Raw genomic sequence first — 21,459 nt, 5'->3', positions numbered from 1 at the left:
CACCCGGTTCACACCGCTGCCGGATCGACAGCGGATGTCGGCTCCGCCACAGCGGGCGCGGCCGGGGCGGCCGGTGGCCTCGCTGCTGCCTCCGGCCGCGCTCCTGTCACAGCGTCCGGAGCAACAGCGCGGGCTGCTCCACGCAGTCGGCCACGAACCGGAGGAAGCCGCCGGCGGTGCCGCCGTCGCACACCCGGTGATCGAAGGTGAGCGAGAGCTGGACGACCTGCCGGACGGCCAACTCGCCTTCGTGTACCCAGGGTTTGTCGGCTATCCGGCCGATGCCGAGCATCGCCGCCTCGGGGTGGTTGATGATCGGCGTGGAGCCGTCGACGCCGAACACGCCGTAGTTGTTGAGGGTGAAGGTGCCGTGCGTCAGCTCGGCCAGGGTGAGCCCGCCGGCCCTGGCGGTCTCGGTGAGCCGGGCGATCTCGGCGGACAGCTCCTCGACCGTACGGGCATGGGCGTCCCGGACGACCGGCACCACCAGGCCACGGTCGGTCTGCGCCGCGAAGCCCAGATGGACGGCGGGCAGCCGGACGATCTCCTGGGCCTTGGTGTCGACGGTGGAGTTGAGCGCCGGGAACCGGGCGAGCGCGGCCGTACAGATCCGGGCCAGCACGGCCAGCAGCGACACCTTGGGGGCGCCCGGCACATTCATCGCCCTACGGGCGGCGAGCAGCTCGGTGGCATCGGCCTCCACCCAGCAGGTCGCCTCCGGGATCTCCCGGCGGCTGCGGCTGAACTTCTCGGCGGCCGCACCGAGCATCCCCTTCAGCGGGATCCGCTCCTCACCCGCCACGGCACCGGTCCCGGTCGCGGCCCCGACGGCCGTCGCAGCCCCGGCCCGCGCCCCGCCCGTCACACCGGCACCGGTCGTCGCGTCGGCACCGACAGTGGTGGTGGCTGCTCCGGCGGCGGCCGTCTCCCGCTCCTGCCGCGCCCGGATCGCGCACTCGACATCCGTACGGAGGATCAGCCCGTCCCGTCCGGACCCCGTCAACTCCCGCAGATCCAGGCCGTTTTCCCGCGCCATCCGGCGCACCAGCGGGGAGATGACGGCCACCGTACGGCTGTCGTCCTCCAGCGCACCGGCCCCGGCCGGCCCGGAGACCCCGGTGACGCCGACCGCCCCCAAGGCCGTTGCCCCAGCGGCAACCACCCCTGAACCACCGGGCGTCCCTTCGGCCGCTCCGGTCCCGGCCGAGCCGTCCGCCACCCCGCCGGGCGGCCGTGGCACTCCCGCCATGAGGCCCGCTCCGGGCCCCGGCCGGATACGGCGCCGACGCGCCGCCGCCGCACTCGTGCCGTACCCGACGAGCACATTCCCGGACCCGGCATCCGCCGCACCGTCCGCGGGCGCCCCCGAGGCCCCACCGGCAGCCGGCGCGGTCGACGCACCCGCATCGGGCGCACCGCCTTCCGCACCCGCCCCGGAGTCCGGTCCCGTCCCCGGGCCGGCCGCCGCGAGGTCATCCGGCACGGCCCCCACGGCGACGGTCACCAGCGGTGCCCCCACCGGGACCTCGGCCCCCTCCTCGCCGAAGCGGGCGGTCACCACGCCCCCATACGGGCACGGCACCTCCACCATCGCCTTGGCGGTCTCGACCTCCACCACCGGCTGGTCGATGGCCACCACCTCGCCGACCTCGACCATCCATTGCACGATCGTCGCCTCGGTGAGGCCCTCCCCCAGGTCGGGCAGGGTGAATTCGCGGACCACGGCCATCACTCACCACGTCCCTCGGTCCAGTCCGACTCCCACTGGAGGCGGGCGACGGTGTCCAGAATCCGGTCCACGCCCGGCAGGTGGTGCCGCTCCAGCATCGGCGGCGGATACGGGATGTCGAAGCCGGCGACCCGCAGCACCGGCGCTTCCAGGTGGTGGAAGCAGCGTTCGGTAATACGGGCGGCGATCTCGCCGCCGGGGCCGCCGAAGCCGTTGGACTCATGGACGACCACGGCCCGCCCGGTCCGCCGCACCGAGGCACAGACCGTCTCGTCGTCGAACGGCATCAGGGACCGCAGATCGACCACTTCCAGGTCCCAGCCCTCGGCGCGGGCGGCCTCGGCGGCCTCCATGCAGACCGGGAGCGACGGGCCATAGGTGATCAGCGTGGCGCTGCTGCCGCGGCGCCGGATCTCGGCCCGCCCCAGGGGCGCGACCTCGGTGGGCGCGTCGGGCGACCAGTCGGCCTTGGACCAGTACAGCCGCTTGGGCTCGAGGAAGACGACCGGGTCGTCGGAGGCGATCGCGGCGCGCAGCAGTCCGTAGGCGTCCTCGACGGTCGCCGGGGTGACCACCTGGAGCCCCGGGGTGGCGAGGTAATACGCCTCGGAGGAGTCGCTGTGGTGCTCGACGCCGCCGATTCCGCCGCCATAGGGGACACGGATGGTCAGCGGCATCGTGAGCGCGCCGTGGGTGCGGTTGCGCATCCGGGCGACATGGCTGATCAGCTGCTCGAAGGCCGGGTAGGCGAACGCGTCGAACTGCATCTCGACGACCGGCCGCAGCCCGTACATCGCCATACCGACGGCGGTGCCCAGGATGCCGGCCTCAGCGAGCGCGGTGTCCGTGCAGCGGTCCTCGCCGAATTCCTTGGCGAGGCCGTCGGTGACCCGGAAGACGCCGCCCAGGGTGCCGACGTCCTCGCCCATGACATGCACGGACGGGTCGTCGGCCATGGCGTCGCGCAGCGCGCGGGTCAGCGCCTGCGCCATGGTGGCGGGCTTGCGCGCGGTCGCCGGAGCGGTGGTCGTCATGGCCTGGCCTCCTCGGCGGACCCCTCGGTGCCCGCTGCGTCCTCGGTGTGTCCGGCGGCCTCGGCGTCCAGCTCGGCACGCAGCTGTGCGGCCTGGGCACGCAGTTGGCTGGTCTGCTCGGCGAATACGTGGGTGAACAGGTCCATCGGGTCCACCTCCGGGTCGGCGTTCATCCGCTCCCGGAGGTCGGCGGCCAGCTGCTCGGCACCGTCCCGGGTGGCGCCGACGAAATCATCCGTCAGCAGATCGCGGGCGGCCAGCTCGCGCTCCAGCAGGGCTATCGGGTCGTGTGCCTTCCAGGTCTCGACCTCGGCATCGCTGCGGTAGCGGGTGGCGTCATCGGCGTTGGTGTGCGCCTCGATGCGGTAGGTGACGGCCTCGATGAGGGTGGGGCCACCGCCCCTGCGGGCCCGCGCCACGGCCTCGCTGAGCACCTCGTGCATCGCGGGGGCGTCATTGCCGTCGACCAGGCGGCCCGGCATGCCGTAGCCGACCGCCTTGTGGGCGAGGGACGGAGCGGCGGTCTGCTTGGCGAGCGGCACGGAGATCGCGAAGCCGTTGTTCTGGACGAGGAAGACGACCGGCGCCTGCCAGACCGCCGCGAAATTCAGCGCCTCGTGGAAGTCGCCCTCGCTCGTGCCGCCGTCGCCGACCATTGCCAGCGCGACCACCTCGTCGCCCTTGAGGCGGGCGGCGTGCGCCAGGCCCACGGCATGCGGGAGCTGGGTGGCGAGCGGGGTGCACAGGGGGGCGATGCGGTGTTCGTGCGGGTCGTAGCCGTTGTGCCAGTCGCCGCGCAGCAGGGTCAGGGCCTGTACGGGGTCGAGCCCGCGGGCCACGGCGGCGAGGGTGTCGCGGTAGCTGGGGAAGAGCCAGTCCCGGTCTTCGAGGGCCAGCGCCGCGGCGACCTCGCAGGCCTCCTGGCCGGTGGAGGACGGGTAGACCGCGAGGCGTCCCTGCCGGGTGAGGGCCGTGGCCTGGGCGTTGTACCGGCGGCCGCGGACCAGCTGGGTGTACAGCCGGGTCAGGAGTCCGGAGTCGAGCCGGGCGGCGGCGTCCGTGCCCAGGAGGCGGTAGGGCTCCGCGTCGGGCAGGAGGGGCGTGGGGTCGACGCGCGGCCGCCAGGCGGGCGGCGGACCGGCCAGGCTGCTCTTGTTCCTGCTGCTGCCGGGCTGCTCAAGGACCGTCATGTCGAGCACCTCCTCGGATCGAAGGGGGTGGCGCCAGGCGCCTCATAGGGGTGGTGTGCGGGCGGCGGGCGGGCAGGATGGAATCGGCCAGGGCGGGTACGCCCTGCCCTACCGATTGTTCGGTCGCTGATGCATTTTGGCTACAGGCGGGCTCAGCCTGTGGACAAACGGTTCTCCACAGCTTGAGATGAAGCCAGGGCGTCCACCAAGGGGAGGCGGGACCATATGCCGGACGAACAGATGGCCAATTCCGGCGGGCAACCGGCGACGGCAGCCGGCCCGCCACCGACGCCCTCCGCCCCGCCCTCGCCGGCCGCACGCCCGCTGGACACCATCGACCGCTCGATCCTGCGCATGCTCCAGACCGACGGCCGGGCCTCGATACGCTCCGTGGCCGAGCGGGTGCATGTCTCGCGCGCCAATGCCTACGCCCGGATCAACCGGCTGATCGACGACGGGGTGATCCGCGGCTTCAGCGCCCTCATCGACCAGGAACGGGCAGGTCAGGGCGCCTCCGCCTACATCACGCTGAAGATCGTGCAGAACTCCTGGCGGACCGTGCGCAAGCAGCTCACGGCGCTGCCGGGGGCCACGCATATCGCGCTGGTCAGCGGCGATTTCGATGTGCTGCTGCTGGTCCACACCAAGGACAACCGCGAGCTGCGCGAGCTGGTCCTGACCCGTATCCAGTCGATACCGGAAGTCCTGAGCACCCGCACCCTGCTGGTCTTCGAGGAGACCGACCTCGGCCCCGAGGAGGAATGACCGGCCGGGCCGCCGCCGGGGCTCACCGGGCGCCGCCTCAGGGGGCCGGGGCCCCTGGATCACGGGGCCCAGGGGCCGTCCGATCGCGCGGATCAGGGCTTGCGCAGCCCCGCGAACGCCGTACGCACCACGGCCTCGGCGACCTCGTCACGGCTCGCCGAGCCGCCCCGCCCCGGCCGGTACCACTCCACAATCGAGTTGATCATGCCGAAGAGCAGCCGGGTGGCCAGCCGGATGTCCACGTCGTCCCGTAGGTCGCCGTCGGCGGCGGCCTGCTTGAGCAGGTCGGACACCTCGTGGTCGAACTCCCGGCGGCGCTCCATGGCCCAGCGCTCGGTGTCCGTGTTTCCGCGCACCCGCAACAGCAGCGTTACATAGGGGAGTTCATCCATCAGCACCTCGGCCACGCGCCGGGTGACATGCTCCAGCCGCTCGATCGCCCGCCCCTGGAGGGCGCCCGGCTCCTCCAGCACGCCGAACAGCCCGTCCAGCGCCCGGCTTATGGCACGGCGCAGCAGCTCTTCCTTGCTGCGCACATGGTGGTAGATCGAGGACTTCGAGATACCGGCCGCTTTGGAGAGGTGCTCCATGGACGTGCCGTCGTAGCCGCGCTCGATGAACACCTCGACGGCGACCGCGAGCAGCGAATCGGGCGTATAGGTGTCGCGCTTGGCCATGGTCATGATTAGAGCACCAATTCCTCGAGGTCTGCACGGCGCCGCAGCGCCCAGGACGGTACGTAGCGTCCGCCTGCATCTTGGTGGTGCATCGAATCCAGCAGATCCCACACCCAATGGGCGCCCAGCCGTTCGACCCATTCCATGGGGCCGCCGGGGTAGTTCACGCCCAGCCGCATGGCCGTGTCGATGTCCTCAGGGGTGGCGACACCGCGGGCCGCGGCGTCCACGGCGAAGTCGATGATCATCGCGACCGTCCGGGCGACGATCATTCCCGGGACGTCCTCGATGACGCTGACCTGCTTGCCCAGCGCCTGGAACAGCCCGACGGCCTCCGCGAGGTCCTCCTCGGAGACCGTCGCCGACGGCGCCAGGGCGATCCGGGTCGCGGCACGGTAGTCCAGGGACAGGTCGAAACGGATGTGGTTCTCGTAGACGCGGGTCGTGGCCGGATAGCCGTTGGTCAGCGCCAGACAGGCCCCGCCGGGAAGACGGAGGAAGCCTTCCGACACCCCCGGCGTGCGGTCGCGGGTGACCTTGATGCCCGCCTCCTCGATGAGCTCGCGCAGCACCGCAGCGGGGCCGGGCAGCTTCGCGTGCAGGCCGACGGCCTCGGGCGCGGGGCAGGGCTCCGCGGTCCGCGGTTCCGGCCGGCGGGCGCCCTCGGAGTAGTCGAACCATCCGCGCCCCGCCTTACGGCCGTGCAGCCCGGACTCGACCAGCCGGCGCTGCGCCAGGGACGGGGTGAACTTCGGGTCCTGGAAGAACGCCTGCCACACGGAGTGGGTGACCGCCTCGTTCACGTCCTGTCCGATGAGGTCGGTCAGCTCGAAGGGCCCCATCTTGAATCCGGCGCCCTCGCGCAGCACCGCATCGATGGTGGCGGGGTCGGCGACCCGCTCCTCGTACACCCGCAGGGCCTCGGCGTAGAAGGGGCGGGCGACGCGGTTGACGATGAAACCGGGGGTGTCGGCGCAGCGCACCGGCCGTTTCCCCCAGGCCGCGGCGGTGTCGTACGCCGTGGTGGCGGCCGCCTCGTCGGTGGCGAAGCCGCTGATCACCTCGACCAGGGGGAGCAGCGGCGCGGGGTTGAAGAAATGCAGGCCCACGCAGCGGCCGGGGTGGCGCAGCCGGCCCGCGACCGCGGTCACGGACAGCGAGGAGGTGTTGGTGGCCAGCAGACAGTCCGCCGCGACGATGTCCTCCAGGGCGGTGAACAGCTCCTGTTTGGCCGGAAGTTGCTCCAGGATCGCCTCGATGACCAGGGCGGCGTCGGCCAGCTCCGCGAGCGCGGTGGCGGGGGAGAGGCGCGCGCGGGCGGCGTCCCGCGCGTCCGCCGGGATCCGGCCTTTTTCGACGAGCCGGTCCAGCCGGCTCCCGATCGCCTCGGCGGCCTGTGCGGCGCGTCCGGGGGCGGTGTCATAGAGGAGTACGCGATGGCCGGCGACCAGCGCCACCTGCGCAATGCCCTGTCCCATGGTGCCGGTGCCCACCACTGCCACGGTGCTGCTGGTCCCGAGTGCCGTCATGCCAGCTGATCCTCCCCGACCGACTTTTCCACAGGCTGGCCGGGCCCTCTTGCCCCGACCGATCGTTCGGTTACTCTAACTCCGTTGCCTTGTCCGCTCCCAGCCCTTATCCACTTCCGCCCAGCTCGACGAGGAGTTGGTCATCGATGGCCGCCGAAATGACCGCAGCGCAGTTGATCGAGAAGCACCGCCCGACCCTCGACCAGGCGCTGGAGGCGATCCGCACCCGCGCCTACTGGTCTCCGCACCCCGAGCACCCGAAGGCGTACGGCGAGACCGCCGCACCCGACGGGCTGGCCGCCTTCGAGGCGCTGCGCGGCAAGCGGTTCGAGCTCGACCAGCCCGGCACGGACGGCTGGGCGGGCGAGGAAGTCTCGCCGTACGGCCCGGAGTTGGGCATCAGTTATCCGCATCCGGATGTGGACGAGCTGCTGCCGGCCATGCGCGCCGCGCTCCCCGTCTGGCGGGATGCCGGTCCCGAGGCGCGGGCGGCGGTGTGCCTGGAGATCCTGGCCCGGATCAGTGCGCGCACCCATGAGTTCGCACAGGCCGTGATGCACACCAGCGGACAGGCCTTCATGATGGCGTTCCAGGCGGGCGGGCCGCATGCCCAGGACCGCGGCATGGAGGCGGTGGCGTACGCGTACGCCGAGCAGGTCCGCACGCCGGAGCGGGCGCCGTGGTCCAAGCCGCAGGGCAAGCGTGACCCGCTCGAACTGACCAAGAGCTTCACGTCCGTGCCGCGCGGTGTCGCCCTAGTGATCGGCTGCAACACCTTCCCGACGTGGAACGGCTATCCGGGCCTGTTCGCCTCTCTGGCGACCGGTAACCCGGTGCTGGTCAAGCCGCATCCGCGCGCCGTGCTGCCGCTGGCGATGACCGTCAAGGTGGCCCGCGAGGTGCTCGCCGAGGCCGGTTTCCCCGCCGATCTGGTGTGCCTGGCCGTGGACAAGCCGGGCGAGGGCCTGGCCAAGACGCTGGCCGTCCGCCCCGAGGTCCGCGTCATCGACTACACCGGCTCGACCGCCTTCGGCGAGTGGCTGGAGACGCACGCCCGGCAGGCGCAGGTCTTCACGGAGAAGGCCGGCGTCAACACCGTCGTCATCGACTCCACCGACGACTACAAGGGCATGCTCAGCAACCTCGCGTTCTCGCTGTCGCTCTACAGCGGCCAGATGTGCACCACCCCGCAGAATCTGCTGATCCCGCGGGACGGCATCGGCACGGACGCCGGGCCGAAGTCGTACGACGAGGTGGTCAGCGATCTCGCGGGCGCGGTGAGCAGCCTGCTGGGCGATGACGCGCGGGCCAACGCCCTGCTGGGCGCCATCGTCAATCCGCAGGTCAAGGAGCGGATCGACGCGGCTGCCGGGCTCGGCGAGGTGGCGCTGGCCTCGCGTGAAGTGGCCAACCCCGAGTTCCCCGGGGCCACGGTCCGTACGCCGGTGATCGTCAAGCTGGACGGCGCCAAGCCGGACGACGAGGCGGCCTATCTGTCGGAGTGCTTCGGCCCGGTGTCCTTCGCGGTGGCCGTCGACTCCGCGGCCGACGCGGTGGACCTGCTGCGGCGCACGGTCCGCGACCAGGGCGCCATGACGGTCGGCGCGTACACCACCTCGCCGGATGTCGAGAAGCTGGTGGAGGAGGCCTGCCTGGAGGAGTGCGCCCAGCTGTCGCTGAATCTGACCGGTGGGGTCTATGTGAACCAGACCGCGGCGTTCTCGGACTTCCATGGCTCGGGCGGTAACCCGGCGGCCAATGCGGTGCTGTGCGACGGCGCCTTCGTGGCGAACCGCTTCCGGACGGTGGAGGTGCGCCGCCCGGCGTGAGCGGTGCGGGTGGGGCCCGGGACCGGTTCCTGGGCCCCGGCCGGGCCGTCGGTGGGCCCAGGGCCTGTCAGAGGGAGCCCGGGCCCTCGATCCGCGCATGGCGGCCGATCCAGGCATGCATCGCGATGGCCGCCGCGGCCCCCGCGTTGATCGAGCGGGTCGAGCCGAACTGCGCGATCGAGCAGACCAGCGAGGCGTGCCGGCGCGCTTCCTCGGTCAGCCCCGGCCCCTCCTGGCCGAAGAGCAGCACACAGCGGCGCGGCAGCTCGGTCGTCTCCAGGGGGACGGCGCCGGGCAGGTTGTCGATCCCGATGATCGGCAGCTCCTCGGCCGCCGCCCAGGCGGTCAGGTCAGCGGTGTCCGGGTGGTGGCGGACGTGCTGGTAGCGGTCGGTCACCATCGCGCCCCGGCGGTTCCAGCGCCGCTGCCCGACGATATGGATCTCCTTGGCCAGGAACGCGTTCGCGGTCCGGACGACCGAGCCGATGTTGAAGTCGTGGCCCCAGTTCTCGACGGCCACATGGAAGTCATGGCGGCGGGTGTCGAGGTCGGCGACGATCGCCTCGCGCGTCCAGTAGCGGTAGCGGTCGATGACATTGCGGCGGTCACCGTGGGCGAGCAGCTCGGGGTCGAACCGCTCGTCCTGCGGCCAGGGCTCCGGGTGCGGCCCGACGCCGATCTGCGGCCCGTACCCCTCGTCGTACTGGAGGGGCTCGGCGGGGGCGGTTTTCTCGCTGCTCACCCCACGAGCGTATGGCCACCGCCGCTGTGCTCCGTACGGGTGTCCGGCTCACCGCCGGCCGGCTGGGCCGGACCGCCGCGCGAGAACAGGCGTTCCCGCAGGCCGGAGAGGCGCGCGGAGAGCCAGGTCAGGAAGTTCGTGGGCAGGAAGACCGCGTCCGCAGTGATCATCGCGAGCGAGAAGAACGGCAGCCCCAGCAGGATCGCGATCGAGAGGTGCTCACAGATCATCACGACCAGCAGCACATTCTTCAGCCGGCGGTTGAAGAGCGTGAACGGGAAGGCGACCTGCACCATCACCGTGCCGTAGGTGATCAGCATGATCATCACGCCGTTGCTGCCCAGCAGCTCGGACAGCGCCGGCCAGGGGGAGAAGTAGTCCAAGTGCATCGGGAAGTAGACGGCGGTGCCGTCCTGCCAGCGGCTGCCCTGGATCTTGTACCAGCCGGCGGTGGCGTAGATCAGGCAGACCTCGACCATGATCACCAGCAGCGCGCCGTTGTGGGCGAGCTTGGCGAGGGTGTCCAGTACGACGCGGGGCTCGCCGGGCGCGTACCGCTGCACCGCCCACCACAGCCCGTGCGTCACCCACAGCCCCCACAGCACCAGGCTCCAGCCGATGTGCGGGAACGGGCCGTTGTCGAACCAGCTGAGGCCGTAGTTGCCGCCCAGCTGGGCGACGGCCAGGGCGAGGCCGAGCACGGCCCACAGGATGACGCCGGGCAGATCGCGGGAGGCCGCGCCTTCGGCTCCGTCCGCGGCGGCCGCGGCCCGCTTCGCACGGCGCGCGTCCAGCGACCAGACCTGCCCGCACCGGGTCAGCACGAGATACATCGACATCAGGTGGATGACGTTGTCGCCGCCGTCCCCTATGAAGATGCTGCGGTTCTGGAGCGAGATCACGCCGACCATGAAGAGCACCGACATGGTGCGGGTGCGCCAGCCGAGCATCAGCAGCGCGGCGGCCACGATGGCCAGCAGGTAGACGCCCTCGAACCAGCCGCGGCCGTCGGACCAGGGCAGTACGGAGAAGGCATGGTTGCCGTCCAGCAGCCGGCGCGCCATGTCCAGGTTCCAGGGACTGTCCGGCCCGTAGAGGACCGCGCGGTGCGGCCACTCCCGCAGCAGGAACAGCAGCCAGGTCGCCGAGAAGCCGATCCGGATCACGGCGGTCTGGTACGGGGCCAGCGCACGGCCGGTGGCGTACCGGAAGCCGCGGCCGATGGCGCGCTCGATCCGGGTCTCCTCGTAGGGCTCGGGCTCCTGGGGCGCCTGGGATGCCGGCGCTTGCTGAGGCACGTCGGTCGGCTCGGTGGGGTGCGCGGGCTGCTGTGCGCCGGGCGTCTGCTGAGGCTGCTGGGGCGTCGGTGACGTCACTGGTGGGTCGCTCCCTCGGGCAGGTCGGCTGCGGTGACCTGCCACCAGGGCAGCACGCGGAACACGGGCTTATCGCTGATCTTCTCGGTACTCCACGGCGGCGGGCGGACCGCCGTCGTCTGCGAGCGGACCTGCATCCGCTCGACCCGGCCGCCGCCCCTGGTCCACTCGTCGTCCATCCGGAACAGCACGAGCCGCCGGATGTAGCGCTCGGACAGCTCACCGCGCAGGCCGACCGGGCGGTTCTGCGCGTTGTGGGTGTTGACGAAGAGCTCCCAGCCGCGGCGCAGCTGGTTTTGCTGGGTGTGGCTGGGCATCGGGTTGTGCCGGATGGCCTGGCCGTCGCGGGCGGTCAGGTCGGTCCAGCCGGTGGTCCGCGCAGTGCCGTCCGCGGTGCGCAGCTGTGCGCGGACCTGGACCGCGTTGTTCTGCTGGAGGGGATTGGGTGCGAACAGCTTCCAGTTCTGCTCGTACTCGGGATAGACGTAGTCGCTGATCAGTGCGCCCTGCTGTTTGCTGAGCGTGTTCGACGGTGCGACATGCAGGAACATCATCGCGAGATGAATCGCGACGGCGACCGCGATGGCACAGGCCGCCACTCCTATGACGATCCGCGAGGGCAGCGAGAGCGCGGCCAGTGGCCGCGATTCGTCCCCGTATGACTGCATTCCCGCCCCGTTCCAAGAATCCATGCGGCCAACTCCGCTTCGGAACCGTACCTAGGCGGCCCGGGCGGGCACACCTCTCCTGAGTTATCCACAGGCTTGACACCCGAGGTCCGCCCACTCACCATTGAACCGAACGATCGGTCGGTCGGGAGCAGCGAGGGGGCACCACATGACGACGATCGCGCCGGAAGAGACGGCCCGAGAGGCCGTATTCGACGCCACCGTGGCCGCGGAAGAGCGCATCGAACCGCGGGACTGGATGCCGGACGCCTACCGCTCGACGCTCGTGCGGCAGATAGCGCAGCACGCCCACTCCGAGATCATCGGCATGCAGCCGGAGGCCAACTGGATCACCCGGGCGCCGTCCCTGCGCCGCAAGGCGATCCTGATGGCGAAGGTGCAGGACGAGGCCGGCCACGGCCTGTATCTCTACAGCGCCGCCGAGACCCTGGGCACCAGCCGCGACGAGCTGCTGGACAAGCTGCACTCCGGCCGCCAGAAGTACTCCTCGATCTTCAACTACCCGACCCTGACCTGGGCCGACGTCGGCGCCATCGGCTGGCTGGTGGATGGCGCGGCGATCACCAACCAAGTCCCGCTGTGCCGGTGTTCGTACGGTCCCTATGCCCGCGCCATGGTCCGCGTCTGCAAGGAGGAGTCCTTCCACCAGCGCCAGGGCTACGAGCTCCTGCTGACCCTCAGCCGCGGCACCGAGGCGCAGCACGCCATGGCGCAGGACGCGGTGGACCGCTGGTGGTGGCCGTCCCTGATGATGTTCGGCCCGCCGGACGACGAGTCGGCGCACTCCGCGCAGTCCATGGCCTGGAAGATCAAGCGGCACTCCAACGACGAGCTGCGCCAGCGCTTCGTGGACATCTGCGTCCCCCAGGCCGAGGCCCTCGGGCTGACGCTCCCCGACCCGGATCTGACGTGGAACGACGAGCGCGGTCACTGGGACTTCGGCCCGATCGACTGGGCCGAGTTCCGCGAGGTCCTCAATGGCAACGGCCCCTGCAACGCACAACGGATCAGCCGCCGGCGACAGGCCCATGAGGATGGCGCCTGGGTCCGTGAGGCAGCCGCCGCCCACGCGGCCAAGCACGGGAAGGCCACCCGATGACGACACCACGCCCCGCCGAAACCGCCGCAGCGCCCACGGACTGGCCGCTGTGGGAGGTCTTCGTCCGCAGCCGCCGCGGTCTCTCGCACACCCATGCCGGCAGCCTGCACGCCCCGGACGCCGAAATGGCACTGCGCAACGCCCGCGACCTCTACACCCGTCGCTCGGAAGGCGTCTCCATCTGGGTGGTGCCCTCGGCGCAGGTCACCGCCTCCTCGCCGGACGAGAAGGACGCCTTCTTCGAACCGGCCGGCGACAAGCCCTACCGCCACCCGACCTTCTACGAGATCCCGGACGGGGTGCATCACCTTTGATGAACATCACCGCCACCCCGGCCCTGCCCCTCGGGGACGACGCCCTGATCCTCTCCCACCGCCTGGGCGAGTGGGCCGGCCACGCCCCGGTCCTGGAGGAGGAGGTCGCACTGGCCAACATCGCGCTGGACCTGCTCGGCCAGGCCCGAGTGCTGCTCTCACTGGCCGGTGACGAGGACGAGCTGGCCTATCTGCGCGAGGAACGGCAGTTCCGCAACCTCCAGCTCGTGGAACAGCCCAACGGCGACTTCGCCCACACCATCGCGCGCCAGCTCTACTTCTCCACCTACCAGGAGCTGCTGTTCGACCACCTCGCCGCGACCGAGAGCGAGGTGGCACCCCTGGCCGGGAAGGCCGTCAAGGAGGTCGCCTACCACCGCGACCACGCCCACCAGTGGACGCTGCGCCTCGGCGACGGCACGGACGAGAGCCACACCCGGATGCAGCGCGCCCTGGAGGCCCTGTGGCAGTTCACCGGTGAACTCTTCGAGCCGGTGGAAGGACTGGAAACGGTGCCCTGGTCCGCTCTGCACGACGACTGGACCACCCGCATCACCGCCACCCTGGAGCAGGCCACCCTCACCGTTCCCGAAGGCCCCACGCACGGCGCCTGGCGGGCCGGCGCGGGCCGTCAGGGCCTGCACACCGAATCGTTCGGACGGCTGCTCGCAGAGATGCAGCACCTCCACCGCAGCCACCCGGGGGCGACATGGTGACCACCACCGCCCTCGAAGAGGAACTGCTCGCGCTGGCCGGCTCCGTTCCCGACCCCGAGCTGCCCGTGCTCACCCTCGCCGAGCTGGGCGTGCTGCGCGGTGTGCAGCTCACCGCCCCCGGCCGGGTCGAGGTGCAGCTCACCCCGACGTACACCGGCTGCCCCGCCATCGAGGCGATGTCGGCCGACATCGAGCGGGTGCTGCACGACCACGGCATACCCGAGGTCGAGGTGCGTACGGTCCTCAGCCCGCCGTGGACCACGGACGCGATCACCGCCGAGGGCCTCCGCAAGCTCGCCGAATTCGGTATCGCACCGCCACGCCCGACGGGCCCGGCCGGCGGACCGGTCGCCCTCGACCTCACCATCCGCTGTCCCCACTGCGGATCGACCGACACCACCCTGCTGAGCCGATTCTCCTCCACGGCGTGCAAGGCCCTGCGCCGCTGTGAGTCCTGCCGCGAACCCTTCGACCACTTCAAGGAGTTGTGATGTTCCACCCGCTCCAGGTCCGGGAGATCGAGCGGCTCACGGACGACGCGGTGGCCGTCACCTTCGCGGTCCCGCCCGAGCTGCGCACGACCTTCCGGCACACCCCCGGGCAGCACATCGCGCTGCGCAGATCGGTCGACGGCCAGGAGATCCGCCGTACGTACTCCATCTGCACCCCGGCCACCGACGAGCCCGTACTACGTGTGGGCATCCGGCTGGTCGAGGAGGGAGCGTTCTCGACATACGCGCTCAAGGAACTCGCGGTCGGCGACACGGTGGACGTCATGGCCCCGGCAGGCCGCTTCACCCTCGAACCGCGCCCCGGCCACTTCGTCGGAATCGTCGGCGGCAGCGGCATCACCCCGGTGCTGTCCATCGCCGCCACCCTGCTCGCCCAGCAGCCGGACGCCCGCTTCTGCCTGATCCGCAGCGACCGTACGGCGGCGTCGACGATGTTTCTGGAGGAGGTGGCCGACCTCAAGGACCGCTACCCCCAGCGCTTCCAGCTCATCCACGCCCTCTCCCGCGAGGAACAACAGGCCGGCCTGCCTTCCGGCCGTCTGGACGAGACCCGTCTCTGTTCCCTCCTTCCCGCCCTCCTGAAGATCGACTCCGTCGACGGCTGGTACCTCTGCGGCCCCTACGGCCTGGTCCAGGGCGCCGAACGGGCCCTGCGCGCCCTCGAGGTGCCCCGCACGCGCATCCACGAAGAGATCTTCCACGTCGACAACGGCGCCCCGACCGCCCCCATAACCGCCACTCCCGCACACAGCACCGTGACCGCCACCCTTGACGGCCGCTCCGGCAACTGGCCCGTCCACGACGGCGAATCACTGCTCGAAGCGGTCCTGCGCAACCGCGCGGACGCCCCGTACGCCTGCAAGGGCGGCGTCTGCGGCACCTGCCGCGCCTTTCTGGTCTCGGGCGAGGTCCGCATGGACCGCAACTTCGCCCTGGAATCCGACGAGGTCGACGCGGGTTACGTCCTGGCCTGCCAGTCCCACCCGGTCACGGAGAAGGTGGAGCTGGACTTCGATCGATAGGGCCGATGCGAGCACACCGGCCGGACGATCCGGGGCGCGAGGCGGGCTCCGGAGCCGGCGCCGGCCGACGCCCACAAGCACGTCCCCCCGCCCCTAGTCACTCCCCGCCGCTCTCAACTCCCTCGCCCCTCCACCGCTTCCGCCATTCCCAATTCCTGCAACCTGTTCTACCTTGACGCTTCGTCAGATCGAGGCGCCGCGTGGGAGGACAGAGCAGTGGACTTCACCTTCACCGAGGAGCAGCAGGCCGCCGTCGAAGCGGCGAGGGCCGTCTTCTCGGGGGTCGCTCCGGACAGTGTGCCCAGCCCGGCGCTCACCCCCGGTGCGGTCGCCGACGACTTCGACCGCGCGCTGTGGCACAAGCTCGCCGACGCCGATCTGCTGAGCCTGCCGATCGCGCCCGAGCACGGCGGCGCGGGCTTGGACCCCATCGCACTCTGCCTCGTGCTCCGCGAGTCGGCCAAGGTGCTGGCCCGGGTACCACTGCTGGAATCCGGCGCCGCCGCGCTCACCATCCAGCGTTATGGGACCGAAGAACTCTGTGCGGAGGTGCTCCCCGGGATCGGCGCCGGGGACCTCGTCGTGACCGTCGCAGCCCATGGCCGCACCGGGCACGAGCCGGCCGATCTCGCCGTGACAGCCCACCAGGAGGGTGCCGACCGGGTCCTCGACGGCGTCCAGACCGCTGTCCCCTGGGCCCGGACCACGGACCGGATCCTGCTCCCCGCCCACACCCCCGACGGCCACGCCGTACTGGCCCTCGTCCCCTGCGCCCACCCAGGCGTCACGCTCGACGACCAGATCTCCACCAGCGGAGAGCCGTACGCCGAGGTCCGACTGGATTCCGTACGTATCAGCGACCGGGAAACGATCAGCGACCCCGCCGCCTGGGAATGGCTGCGCAACGTGCTGACCACCGGCACCTGCGCACTCGCTCTGGGGCTGGGCGCGCGTGTACTGGACATGACCAGCGACTACACCAGCAAGCGCGAACAGTTCGGGTACCCGGTGGCCACCTTCCAGGCCGTCGCCTGCCAGGCCGCAGATCGCTTCATCGATCTGCGCGCCATGGAAGCCACCCTCTGGCAGGCCGCCTGGCGCCTCACCACCGAAGCAGCCGGCCCGCTACCACTCGCGGGAGATGTCGCGGTGGCCAAGATCTGGGCCTCGGAGGGCGTACGCCGGGTCGTCCAGACCGCCCAGCATCTGCACGGCGGCTTCGGCGCCGACACCGACTACCCGCTGCACCGCTACCACGCCTGGGCCAAACAGCTCGAACTCGCCCTCGGCCCGGCCGCCGCCCACGAGGAATCCCTCGGCGAGCTACTCGCTGCACATCCGCTGGGCTGAACCGGGAGCGACCGGATGCCGGGGCGGGGCCGGGCGAGGAGCCGTACGCGGGCGGCGGTCTCAGGAATGTGGCCACGGCCCCGTTCGTCCAGGAATCGACCGTCGGCGCCGCATGCGCCTTCAGCGCCACGGGAGATCGTCTGGTGCGGATCATCTGGTGCGGCCTTCGCCGACCATCCAGGAGGAGGGGACTGACAGCCGTTCAAGGCTGACGGCCGTCCGGGGCTGACCAGTCCGGGGCTGCCGTCAGCCCGGGGACGGTTCACCGCCGCCCGACCGGACAGCCCTCCAGCCAGCCAAGCTGCCCAGCAGGCCGGCTCTCCGTCTCCGCGCCTAGACGACCGACCCCGAGCCGCCCTTGCCGTCCGAGACGGGGCGGCCGGCGGCCTCCCATGCCTGCATGCCGCCCGCGACGTTCACCGCGTCGACGCCCTGCTGGATCAGATACTGCGCCACCTGCGCCGAGCGCCCGCCGACCCGGCACAGCACATACACCTTGCCGGCGTCGGGAGCGGCCTCCGTCAACTCCCCGTAGCGAGCGACGAATTCACTCATCGGGATGTGCAGCGCACCCTCGGCGTGCCCCGCCTCCCACTCGTCGTGCTCGCGCACGTCCAGGAGGAAATCCTCCGACGTGAGGGCGTCGACACCGACCGTGGGCACAGAACCAAATTGCATGGTCCCGACGCTACCGGACCAGCTGCGCGAGGTACGTCTCGCGTTCCGCGACATCGGCGATCAGCTTCTCGGCGATCTCGTCCAGCAGCGCGTCCGGGTCCTCCGGCGCCATCTTGATCATCGCGCCGATCGCGCTCTCCTCCAGCTCGGCGGCCATCGCGGCCAGCAGCTCCTTGCGCTCGGCCAGCCACTCCAGCCGCGCGTAGAGCTCCTCGCTCTCGCTGAGCCGCTCCTCGACCGGCGCGGGGCCGGCCTCCCACTCCCGCGCCAGCTCGCGCAGCACCGCCTCGTCACCCTGGGCGTACGCCGCGTTGACCCGTGCGATGAACGCGTCCCGCCGGGCACGCTCCGCGTCGTCCCGCGCCAGGTCCGGGTGGGCCTTGCGCACCAGGTCGCGGTAGACCTTGCGGGCCTCTTCGCTGGGCCGCACCTTCTGCGGGGGCCGCACCGACTGCTCGGTGAGCATCGCCTGGGCCTCCGGAAACAGCCCGTCCGACCCCATCCAGCCGTGGAACAGCTCCTCGACCTCCGGCATCGGCAGCACCGACGCCCGCGCCTCCCGCGCCTTACGGATATCCGCGGGGTCGCCCGTACGCGCCGCCACCGCCTCGGCGATCTGCGCGTCCAGCTCGTCCAGCCGCGCGTACATGGGGCCGAGCCGCTGGTGGTGCAGACGGGAGAAGTTGTCCACCTCCACCCGGAAGGTCTCCACCGCGATCTCGAACTCGATCAGCGCCTGCTCCGCGGCCAGCACCGCCTTCGCCAGCCGCCGGGTCGCCTCGTCCTGAGCCGCGGCCCCTTGCTCGTCCGCCACTCCGCCCGACTCGGACCCCGCCCCGACGTCACCGACGCCCGACTCGGCTCCCGCCCTGGCGTCACCAACGCCCGACTCGGACCCTGCCCCGGCGTCACCGACGGCCGACTCGGAGCCTGCCCCGGGCTGGCCGACGCCCGACTCGTGTCCTTGCGCGGCCTGACCAAGACCCGACCCAGCCCCGTCCGCGGCCTGGCCTGCGGGTGGATCGGTCTGGCCCCCATGTCCGGCATCAAGTCTCCCCGAGCCCGCGACCTGATCCTCCGGACCGCCGACGTGCCCGAGCTGGGCACCCTGCCCGCCGTCGCGGGCGTCCGGTGCCTGCGGGTCGGCCTGGGCGTCCGAGGTGCCCGGTACGTCCGGTCGGTGCTGGCCGTCCTGCGCGTTCTCCGCGTGCGAGTTCGTCACCCGGCCAGCGTACGGCCCCTGACGAGCGCGGCCCCCTACGGCCATTCAATCGCTTCCTGCTGGGCCTGGGGGCCTCCCCTCCCCCCAGCCCACCCACCCCCTCCTCCCGCCACCCCCAAAAAACGGCGCCCACACCCCAGACCGCCCCGGCGCAACGGAGCCCCCGGATGCAACCAGCCCAAACCCCACAGGGCATCCGTCCCACGGAGCCCGCGCCCCACAGAACGTCCGACGCGTCCCCCCGAGCCCGTACACCCCCACCGAACGCCCTGCACGTGGAGCCCACACCCCCACAGAACGCCCAGCGCTTACAGACCCCACGCCCCACCTACCGAGCTCACACCACCCCTGAGCCCGCCCCCCGACGCCCGCCCACCAAGCACCCGGTACCCCGCACCCGGCAACCGGCACCCAGCACCCAGCACCCAGCACCCAGCACCCAGCACCCACCGAACGACAGGCCCACCGCCAGCCGCGCGCCCCAAATAACCCCAGCCCAGCCCCAAGCCGCCCCAAGCCTCGCTCTGCCCCCGCTCTCCCCTCACACCCCCATCTCTGCCGCGATCCGTCCGTTCTTCACCGCTGTGGTCAGGGTCGCGTGGTCTGCTTCCGCGCGGTTCGCGTAGGAGACCGCGAAGGTCGCTATGGCCTCGTCCAGTTCTTCGTTCTTGCCGCAGTAGCCGGCCAGCAGGCGCGGGTCGGCGCTGTGTGAGTGTGCTCGGGCCAGGAGTGCGCCGGTCATCCGGGCGTAGTCGTCCATCTGGTCGCCGGAGAGCTGCGTCGGGTCCACGCTGCCCTTGCGGTTTCTGAACTGGCGGACCTGGAAGGGCAGTCCGTCCCGCGAGACGTTGTCCACGTACGCGCCACCTGTGCCACCCGTGCTACCCAAGCCACCAGCACCACCCACACCCGACGACGCCATGCCCGGCACCGTCGTCCAGCCCAGCAGGATGTCGCTGACCACCTGCATCCGGCGCTGGCCGAGGACCACCCGGCGGCCCTCGTGCGCCACCGACGGCACCGGGAAGCCGGCCTTCTCCGCGAAGGGCGCCAGCACCGAACCGCGCGCCTCCTTCATCTGAAGGACCAGCGGTTCGCCCCGGTGGTCCAGCAGCAGCACCACATACGACCGCAGGCCCACGCTGCCCGTGCCGACCACACGGAAGGCGACATCGTGCACCGCGTACCGGGCCAGCAGGGGCAGCCGGTGCTCGGCGATCGTGTCCAGATAGCCGGTGAGGGACGCGGCCACGGCTGCCGCCTCCGCGTCCGGCACCCGCCGCAGTACCGGCTGCGCATCCACGAAGCGGCGGCCGCCGTCCTCGGTCGGCTCCGTCGCCTTGGCCGCGAACCGCGCGCTGGTGTTCTTACGGGCCTTCTCCGCGACCTGCTCCAGCGTTCCCAACAGATCCCGGGCGTCGGTGTGCGAGACCAGTTCCTCGTCGGCGATCGCGTTCCACGCCTCGACGGCCGGGAGCTTGGCCAGCAGCCGCATCGTGCGCCGATAGGAGCCCGCCACGTCCTGCGCCGCCCTGCGGCAGTCGTCCTCGTCGGCGCCCGCCTCCCGGCCGGCCAGCACCACCGACGCCGCGAGCCGCTTCACGTCCCACTCCCACGGCCCGTGCAGGGTCTCGTCGAAGTCGTTGAGGTCGATGACGAGGCCGCCGCGGGCGTCGCCGTAGAGGCCGAAGTTGGCGGCGTGCGCGTCTCCGCAGATCTGTGTGCCGATGCCGGTCACCGGGTCGGCGGCCAGGTCGTACGCCATCAGGCCCGCGGAGCCGCGGAGGAAGGCGAAGGGGCTCGCGGCCATCCGCCCGACCCGTATCGGCGTCAGCTCGGGCAGCCGGCCGGCGTTGGACTCCTCGACCGCCGCGACCGCGTCCGGCCGCCCGTCCACGATCGACAGCTCGGCCTGCTCGGCACGCGGGAGCCGATCCCGCAGCGCCCGCCCCACCGCCTTGGGCGACGGTCCCTGGGCATCCTGACGGGCAAACCCCGGTACGTACGGCACACGCGGCATAGCGGGCCACCTCCCCCTTCACGACCTGTGTTCTTGATGTCCTGCGCTTCAGTGTCGCTGTGTTCTGCGTTCTGCGTTCGTCCGCGCGCCGGGCGGTTCCGGCCTGCCGACGCCCATGACGTTACCGACGCCCCGCGCAGCCCGCAGAGACCTGTGGATAACTCTTCGGACCGCTCCACACCCACCGCCTCTCCCAGCTCCACCTCCAGTTCCTCCTCCAGCGCCGCGGCGGCGTTCGCGGACCCGTGGCCCGCCCCCGGCTCCGCGCCCCGGGCCACCCTGCCGGTCCGCGCCGGTTCCGGCACCGTCGCCGCCACCTTTTCCGCTCGTCGGCTCAGCTGTCGCCACGGGGGCCGGTTTTCACCTCGGCCCGGACCCGCGACGCCTGGAAGGGGGCGCCGCGAGCCAGTAGTTGGCAATAACAACTCCCTAACGGCGTTGTACTGTGCAACTAACTCTACGAAAGGCAATCCGTGGCTCACCGCGAGGACTCCGTCGAGACCATCCAGCAGGAGATGACCGCGTTCGCCCGCCGGGCCCGCGCGACCGCGGCCCGGATGCATCCCGAGCTGTCGCTGGTCTCCTACACCTTGCTGGTACACCTCGATGACCAGCAGGGATGCCGCGCCACGGACCTCGCGGCGCACTACTTCCTGGACAAGTCCACGGTCAGCCGGCAGATCGCCGCGCTGGAGAAGCTCGGATTCGTCGAACGCCGCGTCGACCCGGAGGACCACCGCGTCCAGGTGCTGCACCCCACCGAGAAGGGCGACCGGGTACTCGCCAACGTCACCGCCAGCCGCCGCCGGGCGTTCCACGAGCGGCTGGCCGACTGGGACGAAGAAGATCTCGACCGCTTCGCGACCTATCTGCGCCGCTACAACGCCGCCCAGGAACGGCTGGGGTAAGGCGCCCGCCTACTGGGGGCACCCGCCCGGGCGCGCACTCACCGACGGAGACCGCCGC

The 21,459-nt window shown here is 71.4% G+C and carries 20 protein-coding genes; 9 read left to right on the top strand and 11 right to left on the bottom strand.

Translation table 11 applies throughout. The annotated features are described in order from the left end of the window. Positions 1 to 106: 106 nt before the first annotated feature. From AC3EUV_RS11590 to pdhA, 3 genes are read right to left on the bottom strand one after another with little or no spacing between them, the layout of a single operon-like run. Entirely contained in the window at positions 107 to 1,729 is a 1,623-nt protein-coding gene (locus AC3EUV_RS11590; RefSeq protein ID WP_435602799.1) for a dihydrolipoamide acetyltransferase family protein, read from the bottom strand. After that, positions 1,729 to 2,763, bottom strand: a complete 1,035-nt coding sequence (locus tag AC3EUV_RS11585) for an alpha-ketoacid dehydrogenase subunit beta (protein WP_085923730.1) — start codon at positions 2,761 to 2,763, stop codon at positions 1,729 to 1,731. Before AC3EUV_RS11585 ends, AC3EUV_RS11590 begins: the two co-directional genes overlap by 1 nt. Beyond that, positions 2,760 to 3,953, bottom strand: a complete 1,194-nt coding sequence (gene pdhA / locus AC3EUV_RS11580) for a pyruvate dehydrogenase (acetyl-transferring) E1 component subunit alpha (protein WP_432141349.1) — start codon at positions 3,951 to 3,953, stop codon at positions 2,760 to 2,762. The genes AC3EUV_RS11585 and pdhA overlap by 4 nt, the downstream gene beginning before the upstream one ends. A 225-nt stretch (positions 3,954 to 4,178) precedes the next feature. Here pdhA and AC3EUV_RS11575 point away from each other — a divergent pair, with 225 nt between their 5' ends. Further along, on the top strand, positions 4,179 to 4,718 hold the full coding sequence (locus tag AC3EUV_RS11575) for an Lrp/AsnC family transcriptional regulator (protein ID WP_085923728.1): 540 nt from the start codon (positions 4,179 to 4,181) through the stop codon (positions 4,716 to 4,718). A gap of 92 nt (positions 4,719 to 4,810) precedes the next feature. On the opposite strand, the gene AC3EUV_RS11570 is transcribed toward AC3EUV_RS11575, so the two are convergent. Both AC3EUV_RS11570 and AC3EUV_RS11565 read right to left on the bottom strand, forming a co-directional pair. Continuing rightward, a complete protein-coding gene (locus tag AC3EUV_RS11570) occupies positions 4,811 to 5,401 on the bottom strand; it encodes a TetR/AcrR family transcriptional regulator (RefSeq protein WP_432141350.1) in 591 nt (196 codons plus the stop codon). 2 nt (positions 5,402 to 5,403) lie between these two features. Further along, positions 5,404 to 6,924: a 3-hydroxyacyl-CoA dehydrogenase gene (locus tag AC3EUV_RS11565; protein WP_432141351.1), complete on the bottom strand. Its 1,521-nt coding sequence runs from the start codon at positions 6,922 to 6,924 to the stop codon at positions 5,404 to 5,406. A gap of 146 nt (positions 6,925 to 7,070) precedes the next feature. On the opposite strand from AC3EUV_RS11565, the gene paaN reads away from it, so the two are divergent. Next, positions 7,071 to 8,753 (top strand): phenylacetic acid degradation protein PaaN, encoded by a 1,683-nt coding sequence (paaN, locus tag AC3EUV_RS11560; protein ID WP_435602798.1) that lies wholly within the window; start codon positions 7,071 to 7,073, stop codon positions 8,751 to 8,753. A 67-nt stretch (positions 8,754 to 8,820) separates the two neighbouring features. Here paaN and AC3EUV_RS11555 read toward each other — a convergent pair whose 3' ends face one another. The 3 genes from AC3EUV_RS11555 to AC3EUV_RS11545 are packed head-to-tail and all read right to left on the bottom strand — an operon-like array spanning position 8,821 to position 11,539. Beyond that, positions 8,821 to 9,495 (bottom strand): TrmH family RNA methyltransferase, encoded by a 675-nt coding sequence (locus tag AC3EUV_RS11555; RefSeq protein WP_432141353.1) that lies wholly within the window; start codon positions 9,493 to 9,495, stop codon positions 8,821 to 8,823. Continuing rightward, a complete protein-coding gene (locus AC3EUV_RS11550; RefSeq protein WP_435602797.1) occupies positions 9,492 to 10,871 on the bottom strand; it encodes an HTTM domain-containing protein in 1,380 nt (459 codons plus the stop codon). The genes AC3EUV_RS11555 and AC3EUV_RS11550 overlap by 4 nt, the downstream gene beginning before the upstream one ends. Continuing rightward, positions 10,868 to 11,539 (bottom strand): DUF5819 family protein, encoded by a 672-nt coding sequence (locus AC3EUV_RS11545; RefSeq protein WP_432141419.1) that lies wholly within the window; start codon positions 11,537 to 11,539, stop codon positions 10,868 to 10,870. The genes AC3EUV_RS11550 and AC3EUV_RS11545 overlap by 4 nt, the downstream gene beginning before the upstream one ends. Positions 11,540 to 11,708: 169 nt before the next feature. Here AC3EUV_RS11545 and paaA point away from each other — a divergent pair, with 169 nt between their 5' ends. The 6 genes from paaA (at position 11,709) to AC3EUV_RS11515 (ending at position 16,573) form a co-directional block, all read left to right on the top strand. Next, positions 11,709 to 12,659, top strand: coding sequence for a 1,2-phenylacetyl-CoA epoxidase subunit PaaA (gene paaA / locus AC3EUV_RS11540; protein WP_432141355.1), 951 nt, complete (start codon positions 11,709 to 11,711; stop codon positions 12,657 to 12,659). Beyond that, positions 12,656 to 12,973 (top strand): 1,2-phenylacetyl-CoA epoxidase subunit PaaB, encoded by a 318-nt coding sequence (gene paaB, locus AC3EUV_RS11535; RefSeq protein ID WP_432141356.1) that lies wholly within the window; start codon positions 12,656 to 12,658, stop codon positions 12,971 to 12,973. Before paaA ends, paaB begins: the two co-directional genes overlap by 4 nt. Beyond that, positions 12,973 to 13,689, top strand: a complete 717-nt coding sequence (gene paaC, locus AC3EUV_RS11530; protein ID WP_432141357.1) for a 1,2-phenylacetyl-CoA epoxidase subunit PaaC — start codon at positions 12,973 to 12,975, stop codon at positions 13,687 to 13,689. The genes paaB and paaC overlap by 1 nt, the downstream gene beginning before the upstream one ends. Then, the gene (gene paaD / locus AC3EUV_RS11525; RefSeq protein ID WP_432141358.1) at positions 13,683 to 14,180 is read left to right on the top strand and encodes a 1,2-phenylacetyl-CoA epoxidase subunit PaaD; all 498 of its coding nucleotides are present in this window, start codon (positions 13,683 to 13,685) and stop codon (positions 14,178 to 14,180) included. Before paaC ends, paaD begins: the two co-directional genes overlap by 7 nt. After that, positions 14,180 to 15,223 (top strand): 2Fe-2S iron-sulfur cluster-binding protein, encoded by a 1,044-nt coding sequence (locus AC3EUV_RS11520; RefSeq protein ID WP_435602796.1) that lies wholly within the window; start codon positions 14,180 to 14,182, stop codon positions 15,221 to 15,223. Before paaD ends, AC3EUV_RS11520 begins: the two co-directional genes overlap by 1 nt. A 216-nt stretch (positions 15,224 to 15,439) precedes the next feature. Further along, complete coding sequence (locus AC3EUV_RS11515; protein WP_432141360.1) at positions 15,440 to 16,573, top strand: acyl-CoA dehydrogenase family protein; 1,134 nt, start codon at positions 15,440 to 15,442, stop codon at positions 16,571 to 16,573. Between the two features lie 333 nt (positions 16,574 to 16,906). Here AC3EUV_RS11515 and AC3EUV_RS11510 read toward each other — a convergent pair whose 3' ends face one another. From AC3EUV_RS11510 to AC3EUV_RS11500, 3 genes are all read right to left on the bottom strand, one after another. Further along, a complete protein-coding gene (locus AC3EUV_RS11510) occupies positions 16,907 to 17,251 on the bottom strand; it encodes a rhodanese-like domain-containing protein (protein ID WP_435602795.1) in 345 nt (114 codons plus the stop codon). Between the two features lie 10 nt (positions 17,252 to 17,261). Continuing rightward, positions 17,262 to 18,065 (bottom strand): J domain-containing protein, encoded by an 804-nt coding sequence (locus AC3EUV_RS11505; protein ID WP_432141420.1) that lies wholly within the window; start codon positions 18,063 to 18,065, stop codon positions 17,262 to 17,264. A gap of 949 nt (positions 18,066 to 19,014) precedes the next feature. Continuing rightward, positions 19,015 to 20,493, bottom strand: a complete 1,479-nt coding sequence (locus AC3EUV_RS11500; RefSeq protein ID WP_435602794.1) for a DUF2252 domain-containing protein — start codon at positions 20,491 to 20,493, stop codon at positions 19,015 to 19,017. A gap of 473 nt (positions 20,494 to 20,966) precedes the next feature. On the opposite strand from AC3EUV_RS11500, the gene AC3EUV_RS11495 reads away from it, so the two are divergent. Continuing rightward, complete coding sequence (locus AC3EUV_RS11495) at positions 20,967 to 21,401, top strand: MarR family winged helix-turn-helix transcriptional regulator (RefSeq protein ID WP_432141363.1); 435 nt, start codon at positions 20,967 to 20,969, stop codon at positions 21,399 to 21,401. The last annotated feature ends 58 nt before the right edge of the window (positions 21,402 to 21,459 follow it).

Source organism: Streptomyces sp. bgisy130 (assembly GCF_057708345.1).
This window is presented reverse-complemented; position numbering and strand designations above follow the sequence as displayed.